The 21038-nt window shown below is 63.5% G+C and carries 16 protein-coding genes; 9 read left to right on the top strand and 7 right to left on the bottom strand.

Features of this window, described 5'->3' with window-relative positions:
* The first annotated feature begins 17 nt into the window (after window positions 1–17).
* The 3 genes from FIU90_RS03855 (at window position 18) to FIU90_RS03845 (ending at window position 3900) form a co-directional block, all read left to right on the top strand.
* Complete coding sequence (locus FIU90_RS03855; RefSeq protein WP_152433586.1) at window positions 18–1013, top strand: transglycosylase SLT domain-containing protein; 996 nt, start codon at window positions 18–20, stop codon at window positions 1011–1013.
* A 74-nt stretch (window positions 1014–1087) separates the two neighbouring features.
* Complete coding sequence (locus FIU90_RS03850) at window positions 1088–3163, top strand: flagellar biosynthesis protein FlhA (protein WP_152435680.1); 2076 nt, start codon at window positions 1088–1090, stop codon at window positions 3161–3163.
* Window positions 3163–3900, top strand: coding sequence for a sigma-70 family RNA polymerase sigma factor (locus FIU90_RS03845; RefSeq protein WP_152433585.1), 738 nt, complete (start codon window positions 3163–3165; stop codon window positions 3898–3900). Before FIU90_RS03850 ends, FIU90_RS03845 begins: the two co-directional genes overlap by 1 nt.
* Before the next feature lie 12 nt (window positions 3901–3912).
* Here FIU90_RS03845 and FIU90_RS03840 read toward each other — a convergent pair whose 3' ends face one another.
* The 5 genes from FIU90_RS03840 to FIU90_RS03820 all read right to left on the bottom strand — a co-directional run bounded on the left by FIU90_RS03840 (window position 3913) and on the right by FIU90_RS03820 (window position 11984).
* On the bottom strand, window positions 3913–7242 hold the full coding sequence (locus tag FIU90_RS03840; RefSeq protein WP_152433584.1) for an amidohydrolase family protein: 3330 nt from the start codon (window positions 7240–7242) through the stop codon (window positions 3913–3915).
* Between the two features lie 78 nt (window positions 7243–7320).
* Window positions 7321–7746 carry a hypothetical protein gene (locus FIU90_RS03835; RefSeq protein ID WP_152433583.1) on the bottom strand — a complete coding sequence of 142 codons (426 nt, stop codon included), beginning with the start codon at window positions 7744–7746 and terminating at the stop codon, window positions 7321–7323.
* Window positions 7743–9029 (bottom strand): acyl-CoA dehydrogenase family protein, encoded by a 1287-nt coding sequence (locus FIU90_RS03830; RefSeq protein ID WP_152433582.1) that lies wholly within the window; start codon window positions 9027–9029, stop codon window positions 7743–7745. Before FIU90_RS03830 ends, FIU90_RS03835 begins: the two co-directional genes overlap by 4 nt.
* Window positions 9030–9179: 150 nt before the next feature.
* Window positions 9180–10541, bottom strand: a complete 1362-nt coding sequence (locus FIU90_RS03825; RefSeq protein WP_152433581.1) for a phosphotransferase — start codon at window positions 10539–10541, stop codon at window positions 9180–9182.
* 15 nt (window positions 10542–10556) lie between these two features.
* Complete coding sequence (locus tag FIU90_RS03820) at window positions 10557–11984, bottom strand: aldehyde dehydrogenase family protein (RefSeq protein WP_152433580.1); 1428 nt, start codon at window positions 11982–11984, stop codon at window positions 10557–10559.
* A gap of 204 nt (window positions 11985–12188) precedes the next feature.
* Here FIU90_RS03820 and FIU90_RS03815 point away from each other — a divergent pair, with 204 nt between their 5' ends.
* Together FIU90_RS03815 and mtnP are read left to right on the top strand one after the other, a co-directional pair.
* Complete coding sequence (locus tag FIU90_RS03815) at window positions 12189–12893, top strand: glutathione S-transferase family protein (RefSeq protein WP_152433579.1); 705 nt, start codon at window positions 12189–12191, stop codon at window positions 12891–12893.
* Window positions 12894–12947: 54 nt separating this feature from the next.
* Window positions 12948–13817 carry an S-methyl-5'-thioadenosine phosphorylase gene (mtnP, locus tag FIU90_RS03810; protein WP_152433578.1) on the top strand — a complete coding sequence of 290 codons (870 nt, stop codon included), beginning with the start codon at window positions 12948–12950 and terminating at the stop codon, window positions 13815–13817.
* A gap of 17 nt (window positions 13818–13834) precedes the next feature.
* Here the strand turns inward: mtnP and FIU90_RS03805 are convergent, their stop codons facing one another.
* Window positions 13835–14131 (bottom strand): YciI family protein, encoded by a 297-nt coding sequence (locus tag FIU90_RS03805; RefSeq protein ID WP_152433577.1) that lies wholly within the window; start codon window positions 14129–14131, stop codon window positions 13835–13837.
* Window positions 14132–14287: 156 nt separating this feature from the next.
* Here FIU90_RS03805 and putA point away from each other — a divergent pair, with 156 nt between their 5' ends.
* Genes putA through dcd form a run of 3 tightly spaced genes read left to right on the top strand, consistent with a single transcriptional unit; the run spans window position 14288 to window position 18599 of the window.
* Window positions 14288–17431 (top strand): bifunctional proline dehydrogenase/L-glutamate gamma-semialdehyde dehydrogenase PutA, encoded by a 3144-nt coding sequence (putA, locus tag FIU90_RS03800; protein ID WP_152433576.1) that lies wholly within the window; start codon window positions 14288–14290, stop codon window positions 17429–17431.
* A 26-nt stretch (window positions 17432–17457) separates the two neighbouring features.
* On the top strand, window positions 17458–17988 hold the full coding sequence (locus FIU90_RS03795; RefSeq protein ID WP_152433575.1) for a hypothetical protein: 531 nt from the start codon (window positions 17458–17460) through the stop codon (window positions 17986–17988).
* A gap of 56 nt (window positions 17989–18044) precedes the next feature.
* Window positions 18045–18599 (top strand): dCTP deaminase, encoded by a 555-nt coding sequence (dcd, locus tag FIU90_RS03790; RefSeq protein ID WP_152433574.1) that lies wholly within the window; start codon window positions 18045–18047, stop codon window positions 18597–18599.
* 27 nt (window positions 18600–18626) lie between these two features.
* Here dcd and FIU90_RS03785 read toward each other — a convergent pair whose 3' ends face one another.
* On the bottom strand, window positions 18627–19325 hold the full coding sequence (locus FIU90_RS03785) for a Crp/Fnr family transcriptional regulator (RefSeq protein WP_152433573.1): 699 nt from the start codon (window positions 19323–19325) through the stop codon (window positions 18627–18629).
* A gap of 518 nt (window positions 19326–19843) precedes the next feature.
* Between FIU90_RS03785 and FIU90_RS03780 the strand changes: the two genes are divergently transcribed.
* Window positions 19844–21019 carry a trans-acting enoyl reductase family protein gene (locus tag FIU90_RS03780; protein ID WP_152433572.1) on the top strand — a complete coding sequence of 392 codons (1176 nt, stop codon included), beginning with the start codon at window positions 19844–19846 and terminating at the stop codon, window positions 21017–21019.
* Window positions 21020–21038: the final 19 nt, after the last annotated feature.

Here is a 21038-nt window from a genome sequence, read left to right as displayed (position 1 = left end):
ACCAGGGCAAACAGACGATGAGCCAGCCGATCCAGCCAGGCACAACGCCGAGACGCGATTTCATTCTCGCCGTGCGCGAACACCGCACCCCGGCCCAGCCGTTCGAACCCGCCGCACGGGCGGCAAGTATGCAGGAGCCTGCCAGTGTCGAGCGGACCATCGCCGATGCGTCTGACAGGACCGGCATAGATTTCCGCTATCTCGTCGCGCAGGCACGGGTCGAATCCTCGATGAACCCCGCGGCCAAAGCGCGGACTTCGAGCGCGGCCGGACTCTACCAGTTCATCGAAAGCACCTGGCTCGAAACGATGAAAAGCCATGGATCGCGATTTGGCCTCGGGGAAGTTTCGTCAAAGATCGGCACGAGCCGAACCGGTGCCGCGCATGTCGCAGACCCTGCCCAGCGCAAGGCCATCCTCGACTTGCGCAGCGATCCTCAAATCGCCTCGCTGATGGCGGCGGGCCTTGCCCAGGATAACCGCGCACACCTCGCACCGATTCTTGGCCGCGAGCCCGATCACGGCGAACTGTACCTTGCCCATTTCCTCGGTGCGGAAGGGGCGGGCAAGTTCCTTTCGGCGATGGCCGACAATCCGCAGCAGAGCGCCGCCGCCCTGTTCCGCAAGCCCGCCTCCGCGAACCGCGCGATCTTCTTCGAAGCGAACGGCGCACCGCGCAGCCTCGAAGGGGTGATGCAGGTGCTTTCGGCCAAGCTCGAGCGCGCCATGCCCGAAGGAGGCGCACCGGCAGCGGCGCCTCCCTATCTTATCGCAGACGAGGCCGTGTTCGAACCGCATTCGCCGCCGACGATCACACGGCGGGGCAATTCGGTCCGCGCGCCGGATGCACCGCTGTCGCTTCCGACCGCGCCGCGGCGGATCGCGCCGGCGAAAGTGCCCCCGATGTCGGCGACGCTGCGCGCGACGTTCGGCAGCAACGCGCCCGGACGGGCCGGCGAGGCGGCGCAGCGGATCGAGCGCGCCTATGAACAGTTGCGGAGTTTCGGACTGTGAGCGCGAATTCTCCCTCCCCCGCGCTTTCTGCGGGCGCTTCGTGGATCGACCGGCTGCGCGCCGCTCCGGCGGCCATGGCGCTGCCTGCCGGAATATTCGCGCTGTTCGTCCTGATGGTTCTCCCGATCCCGACGACACTGCTCGACATCTTCTTCGTGCTCAACATCGCGATTTCGGTCGCGGTGCTGATGGTGGCCCTGAACGCGCGCACCCCGCTCGATTTTTCCGCATTCCCGAGCGTGCTCCTGTTCGCGACACTTTTGCGGCTGGCGCTCAACGTCGCCTCCACTCGCATCGTGCTCGTCAACGGGCACGAGGGCGGCGCCGCGGCGGGCGAGATCATTGAAAGTTTCGGCCAGTTCCTCGTCGGCGGCAATTTCGCGGTTGGCCTGTTCGTCTTCTGCATCCTCCTCATCATCAACATGATCGTAATCACCAAGGGCGCGGGCCGCGTATCGGAAGTCTCTGCGCGGTTCGTGCTCGACGCGCTCCCGGGCAAGCAGATGGCAATTGATGCCGATATCGCCGCAGGGCTCATCACCGCCGAAGAAGCCCGGGAGCGGCGCGGGCAGGTCACAGTCGAGGCTGATTTCTACGGCTCGATGGATGGCGCATCGAAGTTCGTGAAGGGCGATGCGATTGCCGCTTTGCTCATCCTCGGCGTAAACGTGATCGCGGGGCTTGCGCTGGGCATGGTCAGCTACGGCCTCTCGGCTGCCGAGGCGGGCGAACTCTACATAACGCTCGCCGTGGGCGATGCGCTGGTGGCGCAGGTACCTGCCCTGCTGCTTTCCATCGCCGCAGCCGCCATCGTGACCCGCGTTGCCGACACGCGCGACCTTGCGGGGCAGATCGGAGGACAATTCTCCGACCCGCGCGGATGGCTGCCGGTCGCGCTGATCCTGGCAGGGATCGGCATGGTTCCGGCGATGCCGCAGATTATCTTCCTTCCCGCCGCCGCGATCGCGGGGACGATCTGGTGGGTGCTGCGTGGGCGGGCTGCGCGACCCGTCGAACAGGCGCCGGTCGAGGACGCAGCGCCCCCGGACCGGATCGAGATTTCCGAGATATCCGACCAGACGCTCGTCACCATCGAGCTCGGCTACGGCCTCATCCATCTTGTCGACAAAGGCGCCAAAGCAGATGGGGACGCACCGCTGCTCACCCGGATCACCGGCATCCGCAAACAGCTCTCGCGCGATCTCGGCTTCGTCCTCCCGCAGTTTCGCATCCGGGATTCGCTCGATCTCGGTGCCGCCGAATATCGCGTGATGCTGGGCGGAGTGTGTGTTGCGAGCGGCAGCGCTCGCGCAGGAAAGCTTCTCGCTATCGACACCGGCGAGGTGCGGACCGGTCATGGCGTTACCGGCGAAGCGACCCGCGATCCGAGTTTCGATTGCCCGGCGCTTTGGATCGATCCGGCCATGCGCGACCACGCTGTCGCCGAAGGCTTCCTTGTCGTCGACCCAAGCACCGTGATCGCCACCCATGCCAACCAGGTCCTGCTCGAGCGGAGCCAGGATCTGCTCGGCCCGGTCGAGGTTCGCGAGCTGCTCGATGACCTCAAGGAGCGCGCTCCGGCGCTAGTCGAGGCTGTCCATCCCGAACCGCTTTCGCTCGCTGCCATGACACGCATTTTCCGTGCGCTGATCGCGGACGGGATCGGCCTTGCGCATCCGCAGCCAATCTTCACCAGCCTCGCGCTTGCGCTGCAGCAGACCCAGGAATTCGACGCTCTCATCGACGCCGTGCGTGCCGATCTGGGAGCTCGACTGGTGGCGCGGATCTGCGGGCCGGGCGAGCCTCTGAAAGTCGCAACGCTCGATGCAGGGCTGGAATCCGCGATCCTCGGCGGGATGAGCGATCCAGCCACCGGTCAACCGTTGATCGAGCCGGACTGCGGATCGATGATCGCTCGGCGTATCAACGAAATGATCGAGGAAGCGGGCGGTCCGATCACGTTGATTGTCCAGCCTCCAGCCCGCCGCTCGCTCGCAGCCTTGCTGCGCCAGCGTGCACGTCAGTGCCTCGTCCTTTCGATCAATGAACTGCCAGCAACGCAAGCCGTCGAAGTGGTCGGCGTGATCGGCGAGACCGAGCCCGCGCATCCCGCTTCCGAACAGCCGCCGCTCGAACAGGAGGCCGCCTGATGAAGCACGATCAGACACGCTTTGCCTCGGCCCAGACTGCCGCCTATGGCAGCATCTCGCGCGCCGAAGTCGAGGACCGCGTTCGCCGATTCCTGCCCCTGGTGCGGCGCGCGGCGTGGCACATTTACGGAATGGGGCGTGAGGGGCTCGAGATCGAAGATCTGATACAGGTCGGCGTGCTTGCGCTGACCGAATGCGCGCAGCGCCACAACGGGCCGGGCGAAGATGGGTTCGCCGCCTATGCGAAGATCCGCGTGCGCGGCGCGATGCTGGACCAGATCCGGCGGCAGATGAACGACACCCGGACCGCGCGCAAGAAGCGCGCAACCTACGACCAGACAGTCGAACGCCTGCGCGCGGAGCTGCTGCGCGAACCGAGCCGCGCGGAGATCGCGGCTGCGATGCAGATTTCCGATGCCGAGCTGCTCGAAATCGAGGCCTCCGCGGTCAGCGTTTCCTCGATCAGCGAGGAGTATGACGAGGCCAACACCGCCTTTGCGGACGATGGCCCGGACCCGTTCGACATATTGTGCGAGAACGAGGATCGCGAGCGGCTGATCCGCGCAATGGAACAGCTGCCCGACCGGCTGAAGCTCGTGCTCCAGCTGTTCTTCGTCGAAGAGATGAACCTGACCGAGATCGCCGCAGTGCTCGAGGTGAGCGTCCCGAGGGTCCACCAGTTGCGCGCAAAGGCGCTTAAAGACCTGCGCGCGCTGATGGAGGCCGAGGAAGCCTAGACCGCGTCCCGATCAGCCACCGTCCGAATGCCCTGCACCGGCGGCATGCGTGGCTGCCTCGGACCCACCGGCCTCGCCAGCTTCGCCATCCTCCCACCAATAGGCCCGCCTCTTCGCATTGCCGGTGGCGACTTCGTTCATGGTTCGGGCATCGTACAGCCGCCCGCCCAGCATCACCTGCTCGATCGTGTCGGAATTGCGAATATCCTCGCTCGGGTCTTCGGTTAGCACCAGCAGGTCGGCGAGCTTGCCGACTTCGAGGCTGCCGATATCCTTATCCATGCCGAGCGACTGGGCGGGCATGATCGTACCGGTCTTGAGCGCCTCGACCGGGGACATCCCGCCGCGCGCGAAGCTCCACAGCTCCCAGTGCGCGGCGATCCCGGCCTGCTGACCGTGCGCGCCGATCGAAACCTTGACCCCGCGCTCCATGAGCTTTTTGGCCTCGCGCGCGGCGTTGTCGTCGACGAATGCCCAGTCGGGCGCCTTGGTCCGCCGACCGCTGCTTGCCAGCAGGAGCTTGGGCGGGGTGTGGATCATCAGCGGGTGCGCAAACACGTCCGTGGCCTGTCGCCAATAGGGATCGCCCGCGAGTCCGCCATAGGTGACGGTCAGCGTCGGCGTGTAATTCGAACTGGACTGCCCGAAGAATTGCAGCACGTCCTCGTAGAAAACATCGCCCGGCACGTTGTGCTCTATGGTCGAATTGCCATCGGCGATGAGGTTCATGTCCATGCCAAACAGCGATCCCCCTTCGGCGACCACCAGCATGTCTTCGGCCGCTCCGGCGCGCGCGACCATCTGGCGCTGTTCGCGGCGGGGCTGGTTGTAGTTCTTGACCGAGATCCCGCCCTGCGCCTTGATCCGGCGGACATGGGCGAGCGCGTCCTCGTATGAATCGATCCGTGCATAGACGCTCGGCGCCTTCGCGCCGTAGATGATCTCGCCGGTCGAGAAGATGCGCGGGGCGAGCAGCTTGCCCGTGCGCTGACGTTCGGCGGAAGCGAAAATGAGGCTCGCCTGATTCGACGGGTCGTGAATCGTAGTGGTGCCGAGAGCGAGGTCCTGCACCAGCCGCCAGTTCTGCTGCGGCACGAGATCGCCTGTTCCGTGCGGACCGTGTGCGTGCGCATCGACGAGGCCGGGCATGATCGTCTTGCCGGACGCATCCACCGTGACCGCACCGCGCGGAATTGCGACCTCGCCGGCCGGGCCGATAGCCGCGATCCGGTCGCCTTCGATCACGATCGTGCCGTTCTCGATCACGCCCGCGTCTTGCATATCGAGGCCCGCCGCCATCGTCAGGATACGCGCGCCGGTGATTGCGATCGTGCCGCCGGGCTTCGCCGCCTCGACCGTGACCGCCATCGAAATGCCGGTCTCGGGCGGGGAATAGCCCTCGCCCTCATCCTCGCCTTTGGGCGCGCTGCGGAAAAAGTCGTCGACATCGGCGGTCTTGAGCATCGGGCCGATGGACCAGAAAAGCGTGTCGCCGCCCCTCGCCCAGCCAATATAGTCCGCGCCGCCTGTCGAGACCTTGGTCACCGGCAGCGCGCCGCCCTTCTCGCTCACATCGACCGTCTTGCCGCCGGGGATGACCGGCATGGCGAAGACCTCGTAATTCTGGCGGAAGGCGATGGTCTCACCATCGGGCGCGATTTGGAAATCGTTGGCAAGTTCGCCGCGCGCATGGGTGCGCTTGGCCTCGCCATCCAGATCGGTCGAGACAAGCTGGAGCTTGCCGCCCTCGTAACTGTTGAAGAAGATCCGGTCGTTGCGCTTGGCAAATTGCGGAGAACCACCGCTGCGGCTGACCCGCGAGGCCTCGCCGCCGCCGAAAGGCACGGTAAAGATACCGGTGTTTTCCGAATATTCGGGCGCGGTGAGATAGCCCCCCGAGCGCGCCTCATAGGCGATGGTGCGGCCGTCGGGCGAAAAGACGGGGTTGGCATAGTGCCCGGGCGTGCGCGTGACCACGCGGCGGTTCGACCCGTTGGCATTGGCGACGACGATCTCCCCCAGCCCCTCGTCGGTCCAGCGGACATAGGCGATGCGGCTGCCATCGCGGCTGAAGCTCGGGAAGGCCTCGATCGCATCGCTGTTGTCGCCCGTCAGCGGACGCGGCGCATCGCGGCCGCGCGCCGACTTGGTGTAGAGCTTGCCGAGGCTTTCGAACACGACACGCGTGCCATCGGGCGATAGCTGGCCGAATTTCGCCATCTTCGTCGAGAAGCGGTCGGGTGCGACCTCGATCACCGGATGCGGCGCATCGGCGACGCCGCGCGTGTCCGCAATCGAGAAGGGTATAACCGCATGGTTCGAACCGTCGCGGTCGACCCGGTTGAGCTTCCCGCCCGCCCAGAACACGATGCTCCGGCTGTCGGGGGTCCAGTCCATGTTGGGATAGACGCCGTAAACCGCCCAGGTTTCCTGCAGGTCTAGATCGAGATCGCGATAGACCATGCGCTCGGTGCCGCTGGCGAGGTCCTTGACCCAAAGCTGGCTGGTGTCCTTGTCGCGACGGACAAAGGCGATTTCCTTGCCATCGGGCGATGGGGTTGGGCGCACCGCGCCGCCATAGCCGCTCACCGAGGTGGTGACTTCGCCGGTTTCGAGGTCGTGGCGTTCGATCGCGAAGATGCCGGTCTGCGAATCCTGCGCGTAGATGAAGGTGTTGCCCGGCGTCGTGTTGCGGGTGAAATAGATCGCACTGCCATCGGGCGCGAAAGTCGGCTCGCCGATTTCCTTCTGGAACTGCTCGTTGGGCCGCTCGACGATCTGCACGCCGCCGCCGCCGCTTACGTGATACATCCAGATCTCGCCGGTCCCGGCGCTGCGCTGCGTGGTGAAATGCTTTTTCGCGGCGATGAACTTGCCGTCGGGCGACCATGTCGGCTGGTTCAGCAGGCGAAAGTTTTCCTTGGTCACCTGCCGCATGTCCGAACCGTCGCGGTTCATCACCCAGATGTTGTCGCCCCCGCCGCGGTCGGAGGTGAAGGCGATGCGCGAACCGTCGGGCGAGAAGCGCGGCTGCACCTCCCATGCAAGCCCCTCGGCAATCCGCGTCGGCGTGCCGACGGTGTTCGGCCCAGGGATATCCATAATGTAGATATCGCCGAGCATCGCAAAGGCGAGCGTGCGGCCATCGGGCGCAACATCGACATCCATCCACGTGCCTTCGTCGGTCTGGATGGAGACTTGCTCGATGGTCGCGCCCTTGGGCGCGGTGACATCCCACTTCTCGTCTTTCTTTTCCTCGTCCTCTGCGGCAAGCGGCGCAGCGGTGATCGCGGCCCCGGCAAGCAAGGCTGCGGCGAATGAACGAATTGCGGAACGGCGCATGTGTCTCTCCCTGTATTGGAACGGGAGACTAGCGGCGCGAAAGGATATTGCTAGGGGCTTCGCCGGAGCGGCAAGTCGTTAGTCGAACATTGTATTGGGGTCGTCGCATTCAGGCCAATCGACCGGTCGAACACTGATGACTTCCTCGACAACATACTCCGACCACCAACTAGAAAAATGCCCCGACGGGCCGATTAGCTTCCTTCCGACGAAACGAATTTCGAACCCCATCGTGCGCCAGCATTCCCCGCCTCCGGTCCGATTCGTTAAGTCAAGAAGTGGACTGTTATCGGCCCGAAGCCACGACGGGCTTGATCGATCAATTCGATGAATTGTTTCGCCCGTTGCCCCTTCGAAGAAATTCGAATTTTCGAATTGGTAAAGCCAGATACCGCTGATTTCGCGCGTCCGTTCCAGATAGCTATTCGCAGCAAGCAGCGTCGCAACAATAGCGAGCAAGACAGCCGAAAGCTTGAGCAAAGGTTTGCTTCTGGCTCGGCTCACCCAAACGTCCCTTTCTTCGGCCCCAGATACCCGAACAGATACGCCGCTACCTTGCGCATCTGGATCTCCTCGCTGCCTTCGGTGATCCGGTAGCGGCGGTGATGGCGGTAGATGTGCTCGAACGGTTTGTGCCGCGAATAGCCGATGCCGCCATGAACCTGCATCGCGCGGTCGGCCGCTTCGCACACCAGCCGGTTCGCCCAGTAATTGCACATCGAGACCTTGTCGGAGATCGTCCGCTCGATCTCCTCGTGCGGCATGTTGTCCATTTCCCACGCGGTCTTGAAGATGAGCAGGCGCAGCATCTCGCACTGGGTCGCGAGCTCGACCAGCGGGAACTGGATCGCCTGGTTCTTCGCGAGCTCCTCGCCGAAGGGCTTGCGCTCGCGGGCATACTTCACGCTTTCATCGACGCAGAACTGCGCCGCGCCGCAGGAGCTTGCCGCCTGCCGGATGCGGTTCTGGTGGACGAAGCTCTGCGCGAGCGCGAGGCCGCGCCCCTCGACACCGAGGATCGCGCTATCGGGCACCCACACGTCCTTGACCGAAAGGCGCGGGTGGTCGGTCGGCATGTTGAAGGTCCACATCCACTCCTCGATTTCGAGGCCGGGCGTGGGATTGGGGACGAGGAAACAGGTGATCCCGCTCGCATCGCCCGCCTTGCCCGACGTGCGGGCAAACATCGCGCAGTCGGTCGCGACATGCATGCCGGTGATCCACATCTTCTCGCCATTAATGAGCCAGCCCTCTTGGCCGTCGCGCTCCTCGCGAACCGCATGGGTTTCCATGTGGGTCGCGTCGGAGCCGTGGTGCGGCTCGGTGAGGCCGAAAGCAACGCGGCGCTTCCGTTCAAAGCCGCCGAGGATGAACTCCTCTTTCTGCTCCTCGGTCCCCCATTGGTCGAACATGGCGACGAAGGGGAAGTTGCCGACGATCGAGTGCTCGTTCTGGAGATCGTTGTGGAGGCCAAGACCCTTCCTCGCAAAGTGCTCGCGGATCACCGCCATCCAGAGGTTCGACCCATCCTTGCCGCCGTACTTATTAGGCGCGGAGAAGCGCCAGTGGCCGGCCGCATCGGCGCGGCGAGTGGCTTCGCGGAGTAGCTCCTCCCACTCCTCGCGCGGCAATCCGCCCGCCTCCCAATTCGTGCGCGCATGCTCGCGGCGGTGGTCGAAGAATCGGATATTGTCGTCCTGCTGCTCAAGCGGTTTGATCTCGGCCTCGATGAAGGCGTCGAGTTCGCCCAAATACGCCTGAAGATCGGCGGGAATTGCGAAGTCCATTTAGTCTTCCTCGCTCTTATTGAAACGGTTTAAAGCGCCCGTCCGGGTGGGTGCGCATAGCGCGCCCGGCATCGCATTCCTTTGGCGGACGAGCGGGCGCGGGCTTACTTCGGGTGAAGCAAGCCGGGTCAATGTCCAATGGACGCACATCTAGCCTTCTCCCGTCCACTTCTTCAGTGCTGCTCGAAGCGCCGGATATTTTGGCGAATCAACTCTTACGCGATCACAGATCTCGAGGCGGAGCTCGTGCAAGTAGTCGTCGTCATCGTCCGCGGGGAAGCCAGAAAGGAGCGTGAGCTCTCCTGCAAGGATCTCTCGACATTGGAAGTAATCGCCGTATGTGGGCCCAACTTCCCGAGCGATCATCCCAAGCGCATTTCGCGCGACAGCCAGTTGGAAGCGATCATGTCCGACCATCTTTTCCTTTACCGTTCCGAGCCATTCCGAAACGGCTGTCGCCATCTCTGTTACATGTGCCTCGCCCAATTCGGTCTCGCGAACGAGCTCATCTATCGGTGACTGATAAAGGAGCTTTTCCGGCAAGTCCTCCTCCAGCAGCATCAGCAAATCCAGCTCCTGCTCGCTCGTCCGGCGGGAGATCACCACCCGCTCCAGCATCCGGTCTTCGCCGCTGCGCCAGATCTTCGCCATCTTGAGGCAGCCCAGCGCCCACCACACAGTGCGGTGGATCAGCCAGTAGCGGAAGCGCTCGCGGTCTACTTTCACACCCGCCTCGGCCTCGTAGGCTCTGAAGTAATCCTCCAGCGATCCCAGCCCCAGCGCTGGCCGATCGTATCGGTGGAAGCGCCACACCGCCATGCAGCCGAACGCCAGATCCTCGTGCCGGTCACCGAAATGGGCGAGCTCCCAGTCGAGCACACCGGTCAATCGTGAGCCTTCGGCGAGCAAGTTGCCCATCCGATAATCGCCATGCACCAGCACTGGCTCGAGCGGGTCGGGACAATTGTCTTCCATCCATTTGAGGCCAAGCGCGATGATCGGGCGGTCGCCGCCCGCTTCCTCGAATTGCTGGCGCAGGTCTGCAATCGCTTCGCGGTAATCCATAACCGGCACAGCCTCGGGCACATCTCCGGGCCCAAGCGAATGTATGCGCGCCAGATCACGCGCCGCCTGTTTCAGCAGCGCGTCGGCTCCATCGAATTCGAGTATCTCTTTGGGATTGGGCGTGCCCGGCAGAGCGCGCATCACGAAGCCGCTGCCGATCCCGTCCTCCGGCCCGAGCACCGCGACCACCTCGGGCGCCGTTACCCCCGCCGCCCGCGCGGCTTCGATCACCGCCGCCTCGGTATCATGGCCGTAGGGCCGGTCCTCCATGAAAGCGAGAGAGGGCGCGCGGCGCAGGACGAATTGGTCCTCGCCAGCGGAAAACCGCCAGCTTTCCATGGTCGCCCCGCCGGTGAGGCGCATCAGGTCCGAAGGTGGCGGGAGGCCGGCACGCGAACAGACGCGCGCCAGCCCCTCGATCAACTGGTCAGGAGTCGTGTCGCCCACCGAACGATCAGCGCGTCAGGCGACTTCGGCATCCTTCTTCACCGTGATCACCTGCGGATAGGTGAACTCCTTGAGGCCATCGAGGCCGTATTCAGCGCCAAAGCCCGATTGCTTGTGCCCGCCGAACGGGGTGAAGGGCGAGAGGTGGAGATATTCGTTGACCCAAACCGTGCCCGTCTCGAGCTGTTCGGCGATCTCCACGCCCTTTTCCGGGTTGCCTGTCCATACAGCGCCCGCAAGCCCGTATTCGGAATTGTTGGCGCGCTCGATCACTTCCTCCTCGCTCGAGAATTTCATCAGCGGGACCACCGGGCCGAACTGTTCCTCGGCGACGATCCGCGCGTCTTCGGGCGGGTTGTCGAGGATCGAGATCGGCACGTAATAGCCCGTGCCCGAGGGATCGACCTCCCCGCCGGTAAGGAACTGGTAGCCGTTGGCCTTGGCGTCCTCGATCAGCTCGATCACGCGGTCATACTGCTTCTTGTTCTGGATCGGGCCGACTCCGGTGCCCTGCTCGGACCCGTCGCCGACCTTCACAGTCTTGGCATATTCGGCGATCGCCTCGGCAATCTCGTCGTAGATATCCTCGTGGATATAGATGCGCTTGGCCGCAACGCAGATCTGGCCCGCATTGGAAAAGGCGGACCAGAACAATTGCTCGGCCACCTTCTTGGGATCGGCATCGGGCAGCACGATCGAGGCATCGTTGCCGCCGAGTTCGAGCGTGATGCGCTTCAGATCCGCGCTCGCGCCTTCCATGATCTTCTTGCCCGTGGCGGTCGAGCCGGTGAAGGTGATCTTGTCGATATCGGGGTGCGCGGTGATCATCGGGCCGAGGCTGTCCTCGCCGGTGATGATGTTGACCGTGCCGGGGGGCACCTTGTCCGCGATCAGCTCTGCCAGGCGCAGGGTGGTGAGCGGGGTGAAGGGCGAGGGCTTCAGCACGATGGTGCAGCCGCTCATCAGCGCCGGGATGATCTTTTGCACCGCCATCATCACCGGGAAGTTCCACGGCACGATCCCGCCAACCACGCCCACCGGAACGCGGCGCGTGCGCGAAAGGCGCTGCTCGGAATCCTCGTTGATCTCGTCCTCGAGCTTGAGCGTCGCCTGGGCGGCGGACATGCCGGCCGCGCCGTAAATCTCGCCCTTGGCCTGTTCGTGCGGCTTGCCCTGCTCGCTGGTGAGCAGGCGGTAGAGTTCGTCGGCGTTTTCCTTGATCGCGCCGGAAATCGCCATGCATGCGGCCTGACGTTCCTCGAAGCTTGTATTCTTCCACGTCTTGAACGCGGCGCGCGCGGCGGCGACGGCCTTGTCCAGTTCATCCGCGCCGCAGGCCGGGACCTGACCGATGACCTCCTCGTTCGCGGGATTGACGACGTCGAGCCATTCGCCGGTATCGATCATCTCGCCGTTGATCAGGTTCTTGTATTGGGTGACCATGCTGTTTCCTCTCTTGAATCCGTATGCGCAGGAATGTCTCTCGCAAAGGAAGGTGAACCTTCGCGCGCGAAAATCAATTGCAAATCGCGTTGCCGATTACGGGCAGTCTAGAAGTTGCGGGCGCGATTCTCGCCTATCAGTTGCACCATATCAGTTGCGTCTTGCAACCTGAGCCTTATGCAAAAGGCGAAAGAGGAGACCCCCATGACCGACTCAACCTCCGACCTCGTAATCTATGGCAGCCCCGTATCGCCGTTCGTGCGCAAGGTTGCAGCCGTCTGCATCGAGAAGAACGTGCCCTTCGACATCGAGCCGGTGAATGTGTTCGACCCGCCCGAATGGTTTCTCGAAATCTCGCCGATGAAGCGCATTCCGGTGCTGCGCGACCGCTCGATCGCCGAGGAGGGCGTGGCGGGCACCATCGCTGATTCCTCAGCCATCTGCGCCTATATCGAACGCAAGCACCCCGAACCCTCGCTCTATTGCGAGGACGCCTATGCCCATGGCCGAGCCTTGATGATCGAGGAATATGTCGACACCACTCTCGCTGCTACCGGCGGCCTTGGCATCTTCCGCCCGATCTTCTTCGCGGTGAACCAGGGCAAGGAGCCTGATGTTGAGAAAGCGCGCAAGACCTGGGCGGAGGACATCCCGCCGATCCTCGCCTTCCTCAACACCGAACTTGAAGGGCGCACTTTCTGCACCGGGGACACGCTTTCGATCGCAGACATCTCGATCGCCTGCATCCTGATGCAGATCTACCTCGTCGCCGAGATGCCACTCGACGATTACCCGGCGCTCGCTGAGCATTTCGAGCGGATGAGGGACCGCCCCTCGATCGCCGGCCCGTTCGCAAAGGCGGACGGCTTTATCCGCAAGGCCTTGCCCGAGCGCTTCAATCTAACTTAAGGCTCCCTCACTAATCGCGTGGAATATCAACGCGCGGCAGACAGGGACACATGCATGGCCAGCGAATGGTGCATCGGGATCATCGGCGGATCGGGGCTCTACAATATCGAGGGCCTCGAGGACGAGCAGTGGATCGCGATCGACACGCCTTGGGGTGACCCCTCGGACGAGGTGCTGTGCGGGACGTTGAACGGTGTGAAAGTCCGCTTTCTCCCCCGCCACGGTCGCGGCCATCCGATCTCGCCGACCGAGCTCAATTCGCGTGCGAATATCGATGCGCTCAAACGCGCCGGCTGCACCGATATCCTCGCGATCTCCGCGGTGGGTAGCCTGCGCGAGGAAATCGAGCCGGGGCGCTTTGCCGTGGTCGAACAGTTCATCGACCGCACGATGCACCGCGACAGCACCTATTTTACCAGCGGCTTCGTTACCCATGTCTCGATGGCCGATCCGGTGTGCGAGCGGCTGTCCGAAATGGCGGCCAAGGCGATCACCGCTTGCAAGGGCAAGGTCGCGGTCGGCGCGACCTATATCGCGATCGAAGGCCCGCAATTCTCGACCCGCGCCGAAAGCCGGCTCTACCGCCAGTGGGGCGCGGACGTGATCGGGATGACCGCCATGCCAGAGGCCCGCCTCGCGCGCGAGGCCGAGCTGCCTTACGCGCTGATCGGGATGGCGACCGATTACGATTGCTGGCGCGAGGGCGAAAGCGTCGATGTTGCACAGGTGATTGCGCAGATGCAGGCCAATGGCGAGCTCGCGCGCGACATGGTGGCAAAGTTCATCGCGGGGCTGCCCAAGAAGCGCAAACCCTCGCCGATCGACACCGCGCTCGACGATGCGGTGATTACCGCTCCCGACGAGCACGATCCCGCCGTGCTGGCACGGCTCGATGCGGTGGCCGGGCGGCTGTTCGAAAACTGAACGCGGCTCGGCGGCACTCAGCCGCCGTCGGTCCACCGGCCCTTCACCGGCTCGAACCGGTCAACCCGGATCGATTGCCACACGCCGCCGACGAGATACGGATCGTCGTTCACCGTCGCGCGCGCGGCCTCTTCATCCTCGGCCTCGATAATCAGCAAGGAGCCGACGAACTCGCCCTTCCTGTTGGTTAGCGGGCCGGCGGCGAGATAGTTCTCGTCATGCCGGGCCATCCATTCGCGCTGCGCCTCGAGATGGATCGCGCGCAAGGTCTCGCTGTTTTCGCCGTCGCGGCAATAGAAGCAGAATAGCGCCATGGCTTCGATGACTAGCCAGCGCGGCGGGGTCGATCAAGCGCCGTATTCGCTGCGAATTCCCCTAGTGTCGCTGCGACTTTTCTTGCGCTCCGCCCCGCCTGGGTCCAAGTCGGCTGCGATAACCGAGTCGCCCCTGAGAGAAGCGAAACAAGAGACGTGACCACGACCAGCCTGCCTCCGAAATCTTCCAGCTCGCTCGACCGAAGCGAACTGCGCCGCGCCTATCGCGAAGACGAAAACGCGTGCATCGCCAAACGGATCGAACAGGCCGCTCCCGCGCGCAAGGTAAGCGGTCCGGCGGCGGATCTGGCCATCGCGCTGATCGAAGGCGCACGGTCGCAAAAGGCAAGCGGGATCGACGCATTTCTCCAGCAATACGGCCTCGACACCGAAGAAGGTATCGCGCTGATGTGCCTTGCCGAGGCGCTGCTGCGCGTACCGGACGACGAGACAGCCGACGCGCTGATCCGCGACAAGATCGGCGAGATCGACTGGGGCGAACATCTCGGCGAAAGTTCCTCCACCTTCGTCAATGCCGCGACCTTTTCGCTGATGCTCACGGGCGAAGTGCTCGACCCGCCCGAAGAACACCAGCGCGGCATGGGCAAGACGCTGCGCAAGACGATGAACCGCCTGGGCGAACCGGTTATCCGCACGGCGACGCTGCAGGCAATGCGCATCCTCGGCGGGCAATTCGTGTTCGGGCGCACGATCGGAGAGGCGCTGAAGCGCGCCAAGCCCGAGCGCGCGAAGGGGCTTACGCATTCGTTCGACATGCTGGGCGAAGCGGCGATGACATTCGCCGATGCCGAGCGTTACCGCGTGGCCTACGAAGGAGCGCTCGACCGGCTCACGAACGAAGCGCAGGGCGGCGTCGGTCCCTCGCCCGGCATTTCGGTGAAGCTCTCGGCGCTGCACCCGAAATACACGCACTTCCATGCTGAAGAAGCGCGCGCGGATATCGTCCCGATCGTCAAGGCGCTCGCGATCAAGGCGCGCGATGCGAACATCCACTTCACTCTCGACGCCGAAGAGGCAGAGCGGCTCGAAGTCAGCCTCGACATCATCGAGGACCTGGTCGCTGATGACGAGCTTTTCACCCGCGAAGACGGATCGCGCTGGGAGGGTTTCGGCCTTGCAGTGCAGGCATACCAGAAGCGCGGCGTGCCCCTGTGCGACTGGGTCGCGAAGCTCGCTCGCCGCCACAACCGCAAGCTCTTCGTGCGGCTCGTGAAAGGTGCCTACTGGGACAGCGAGATAAAGATCAGCCAGGTCGGCGGTTACTCCGATTACCCGGTCTTCACCCGCAAGATCGCGACCGACGTGTCCTATCTCGCCTGCGCCGCACGCCTGTTCGAACACGACGACGTGATCCGCCCCGCCTTTGCGACGCACAACGCCTATACGGTTGCCGCGATCAAGGAGATGGCAGGCGGGCGTTCGTTCGAATTTCAAAGGCTCCACGGCATGGGCGAGGAGGTCTACGATGCGCTCGGCAAGATCGAGGGCAACGACAAAACACCTGTGCGCATTTACGCACCGGTCGGTGGGCACAAGGAATTGCTCGCATATCTCGTGCGCCGCCTGCTCGAAAACGGGGCCAACACCAGCTTTGTGAACCGCATGGGCGATGCCGACATTCCGGCGGAGGAACTGGTCGGCGACCCGGTTGAAGAGCTCGCGAGAATGGAGCCCTATCGCAACCCCGCGATCCCGCTGCCCAAGGACATTCTCGGAGCACGCCTCAACAGCGCAGGCGTCGACCTGTCCGATCCGCTCGTGCTCGAGCCGCTTCAGGCACGGCTCGCCGAGCTCGCCGAGGTGCAATGGCGCGCCGAACCGACCTTCCCGGGCGAAGAAGAAGGGGAAACCGCACCGATCACCATGCCGCACGACCTCTCGGTCGAAGTCGGCACCCGCCGCGACGCGACGCCCGAGGAGGTTGACGCCGCCTTCGCCCGCGCCGTGAAAATCCAGCCGGGCTGGGATGCACTGGGCGGAGACAAGCGCGCACTGCTGCTCGAAGAGGCCGCCGACCTCTACGAGGCGCACACTGCCGAATTTCTGTCGCTGTGCCAGCGCGAGGCGGGCAAGACCCTGCTCGACGGTGTCGCCGAAGTGCGCGAGGCGGTGGATTTCCTGCGTTACTACGCGAGCGAAGCGCGCCGCCAGTTCGAAGAGCCGATGGTACTCCCTGGACCTACGGGCGAGGAGAACACGCTCTCAATGCACGGGCGCGGCGTGTTTGCGACGATCAGCCCATGGAACTTCCCGCTTGCGATCTTCACCGGCATGGCCTCGGCCGCGCTCGCTGCGGGCAATGCTGTGATCACCAAGCCCGCCGAACAGACGCCGCTCATCGCCGCGCTCGCGGTGAAGCTCATGCACGAGGCTGGCATCCCGCCCGAGGCGCTGCAATTGCTCCCGGGCGCGGGCGAAGTCGGCCAGCTCATCACTTCCGACCCCCGCCTCGCTGGCGTCGCCTTCACCGGCTCGACCGAAACCGCGCAGATCATCAACCGCACGCTTGCAGGGCGCGATGGTCCGATCGCGACGCTGATCGCGGAAACCGGCGGGCAGAATGCAATGATCGTCGATTCATCCGCGCTGCCCGAACAGGTGGTGCGAGACGTGCTCGCCAGCGCCTTCCAGTCGGCCGGGCAACGCTGCTCGGCCCTGCGCGTGCTCTATCTCCAGGAAGACGTCGCCGACGAGATGCTTGCCATGATCCGCGGCGGGTTCGAGGCGCTGCATGTCGGCGACCCGGCACTTCTTGCAACCGATGTCGGTCCGGTGATCGATCCCGATGCGCAGGCCGCGCTCGAACGCCACGTCGCGCGCCGCCAGCAGGGCGACCATGCCGTGTGGCGGCTCGACCTCGATCCGTCGACCGCTGCGGGCTGCTTCGTCGCGCCGACGATCATCGAGGTGAACTCGATCCTCGATCTCAAACGCGAGAATTTCGGCCCCGTGCTCCACGTCGCGCGCTTTGCAGCCGACGAGCTCGGCAAGGTCGTCGAGGACATCAACGCGACCGGCTACGGCCTCACGCTCGGCCTCCACAGCCGCATCGCCGAGACCCGCCGCTTCGTGCAGGCCCGCGCCCGGGTCGGCAATTTCTACGTCAACCGCAACCAGATCGGCGCGATCGTCGAAAGCCAGCCCTTCGGCGGCGAGGGCCTGTCGGGCACCGGCCCCAAAGCCGGCGGCCCGCACTACCTTGCCCGCTTCGCAACCGAACGCGTCACCTGCATCGACACGACGGCAGCGGGCGGGAATGCAAGCCTTCTTGCGAGTTGAAGCACTTACGCGGTAAGCACGCGCTCATGCCCCGATTCATCGCCAAGCTCGTCATCCTGTTCGCGCTGTTGTGGAGCGGCCCGGCGCTGGCCGACGTCCAGATCCATTTCCACTCGGTCAATGGATCGGTCCTGATCGGGCGCTACCCGCACACCTTCTTCGTGCTCGACGGGGAGCTTGAGGAAACCGGCGAGGTCATAAACGAGAATTACGGCTTCTCCGCGCGCAAGGTAACCACCGCAATCCTTTCGGGTCCGGTCGAACACATGGTGCTCGCCGAAAAGCCGAAGTTCATCAAGAAAACCAACCGGCACTTCACCCTGACGATCACCGACGACCAGTATCGCAAGATCAAGGCCGAAGTTCAGGCATGGCAGAATGCGCCGGGCAAGTATTACGATCTCGAAAACCGCAACTGCATCCACTTCGTCGGCAAGATGGCGCAAATCCTGGGGCTGAAAGTCGAATACCCCGACAACATGCTGCGCCGCCCGAAGAAATGGCTCAATCACGTCACGGGCCTCAATCCGCAGCTGAAGGCGAAACAGATTAAGTAGGGGATAGGTCCCCGGCGCGCTTGCCCCGCACGCTCCCATCCGGAATCTATCGCTGCATGGCGATTCTTTCCGACAAGTGGATCCGCGAGCAGGCGCAAGCGCACGGCATGATCGAACCGTTCGTGGAAGCGCAGCGGCGCGAAGGCGTGATCAGCTACGGCCTGTCATCCTACGGCTATGACGCGAGGGTGGCCGACGAGTTCAAGATCTTCACCAACGTCAATTCGGCGACGGTCGATCCCAAGAGCTTCGACGCGGAAAGCCTCGTCGACAGGCAAACCGATGTCTGCATCATCCCGCCCAATTCCTTCGCGCTGGCGCGCACGGTCGAATATTTCCGCGTGCCCGAAGACGTACTCGTCATCTGCCTTGGCAAGAGCACCTATGCGCGCTGCGGCATCATCGTGAACGTCACCCCGTTGGAACCGGGCTGGGAAGGGCACGTGACGCTCGAATTTTCGAACACCACGCCGCTGCCTGCGAAAATCTACGCCAATGAAGGCGCGTGCCAGTTCCTGTTTCTCAAGGGCAATGAACGCTGCGAGACGAGCTACAAGGACCGCGCGGGCAAATATATGGGGCAAAAGGGCGTGACCCTGCCGCGGCTTTAGGCGGCGTGGGCGCACCGCCCGATTCGCTCAGCCATCATCGCCGAATTCCGCCAGCGTTTCGAGAAATTCGACGTCGCGGACGATCAACGCGCGTCCTTCGCGTCCGATCACGCCGCGTGCCTCCCATTCGGACAACAACCGGCTGACATTCTCCCGCGCAAGTCCGGCGAATGCGCCGAGATCGCTCTGGCTTGGATTGTAGCGCAATCGGCCATCCCCGCGCTCATCGTCGATCAGACGCAGCATCGCACGAGCCAGACGCGGGGCCATCGAAAACGCGCGATCGCTTTCGAGGATGAGGTTCATCTGGCGCAGGCGCTGCGCAAGTTCGCGCATCACGCCGACCATGGAGGAAGGGTTCGCCAGCACCGCCTCGATGAAGGCGCGAGAGGGCAGCAACAGCACCGTCGAGGGAACTACCGCCGAAACCGTCGCCGTGCGCGGTCCCCGATCGAGCATCGCGATCTCGCCCACGATCTCTCCCGGCTGACAATAGCTCAGTATGATCTCACGCCCGCCTGCGCTCGCCATGCTGATCTTCAGACCGCCCGCGAGCAGGCACACCGCGAAATCGCCATCCTCGTCGCCCTGGTTGATGAGGACTTCGCCAGGCTTCAGTTCACGCCGCCGCGCAGAGCGCAACAATTGCTCGAGCTGCGCAGGCTCAAGCGCCCTCAGCAGGCTGTCATTTGCGAGCTTCCCAACGAGTTCGCCAAGCGTATCCATGTCACTATCCCGGTGCCCCCGCGCGGTTTCCGCCTGCGATCAGGCAACAAACCGACAAACATACGCATTGGCACGTATCAATTGTGATGGCCGTCACAGATACGACCGTTAGCCTTTGTTAACCACACATCAGACGCGGACGAAAGCAGTCCGAAGGAAACAGGAATTCACGAGGCGACCCGAGCGGGAGGGAATTGTCCCTCTCTGCCACCTGAGCCCACACCCCACCGGGTGTGGGCTCTCTTTTCGGGGGGATGGGGCCGGTTTTCCTACATCGGCTCCCATTGCTAGCTTCGGTGGCGATGCCGTTCGTCCCAGCCTCACACTGCACGTTGCATGTTGGAGAAGTGTCAACTTCGCGTTCGCTGTGTTTTCCTTCCTATTATCAGACGTTTGCACGCGAGCTTCCAGCTTGACAACCTGTCAACTTCGTCAATTTCGTTGGAAATTTTCGCAATGCCGGGCTTTGACTTCGCGCAACTCACGGCGCATGCCCTCGGCTAAAGGAGAACACCCCAATGGCTGATAAAGAATTCGACATCATCGTTTATGGCGCCACCGGATACACCGGCCGCCTCGTCGCCGAATATCTCGACAAGCATTATCGTGACCGCGACGATGGCCCGAAATGGGCGATGGCCGGGCGCTCGCTCGAAAAGCTTGAGGCGGTGCGCGACGAGATCGGCGCGCCCAAGGATACGCCGCTGGTGGTTGCCGATGCCGACGATGCCGCCGCGCTGGAAGAAATGTGCAAGCGCACCAAGGTCGTGCTTACGACGGTCGGCCCCTATCAGCTTTACGGCGACAAGCTCCTTGCGGCCTGCGTGAAGACAGGCACCGATTATGCCGATCTGTGCGGCGAGCCGGCCTGGATGGCGGAAAAGATCGCCGAGCACGAGGAAGCCGCGAAGAATTCGGGCGCTCGCATCTGCTTTTCCAGCGGGTTCGATTCGATCCCCTTCGACCTCGGCGTGCTGATGACGCAGAAGGTCGCGAAAGAACGCTACGGCAAGCCCGCGCCGCGCATTCGCGGCCGTGTGCGCGCGATGCAGGGGACATTTTCGGGCGGTACGGCAGCCAGTCTCGGCGCAACGATGAAGGCGGCAGCAAAGAACCCGAAAATCATCAATGTGCTGCGCGATCCGTTCGCTCTCGCACCCGGTTTCGATGGACCCGAACAACCCTCCGGCATGATTCCCAAATACGAAAAGGATCTGGACAAATGGGCTGCGCCCTTCGTCATGGCTCCGATCAACACGAAGAACGTCCACCGCACGAACTTCCTGCTCGGCCACCCCTATGGTGAAGACTTCCAGTATGACGAGATGGTGCTCACCAGCCCCGGCGAAGCTGGGAAGAAGATGGCTGAAGCCGCCGCCGAGATGATGAAGAACCCGTTCGGCGCGAAGCCACCCAAGCCGGGCGAGGGGCCGAGCAAAGAAGAGCGCGAAAACGGCTATTACGACATCCTGTTTGTCGCCGAGATGGAGAACGGCGAAACCTTCCACTACGGTGTGAAGGGCAAATACGATCCGGGTTACGGTTCGACCAGCCGGATGCTCGCCGAAACCGGCATCGCGCTCGCCAACAGCGACGGGCCGGGCGGGATCGGCACACCGGGATCGTTCCTTGGCGAAGACCTCGTCAAGCGCCTCGAAGAACATGCCGAAATCAGTTTCGCCGCCGAGAATTAACCGGCGCGAATGGGTCGCA

The sequence above is a fragment of the Erythrobacter sp. THAF29 genome (assembly GCF_009363635.1).
Lineage (GTDB): Bacteria > Pseudomonadota > Alphaproteobacteria > Sphingomonadales > Sphingomonadaceae > Erythrobacter.
The sequence above is the reverse complement of the archived record's forward strand: the minus strand, read 5'-3'. Positions and strand labels throughout refer to the sequence as shown.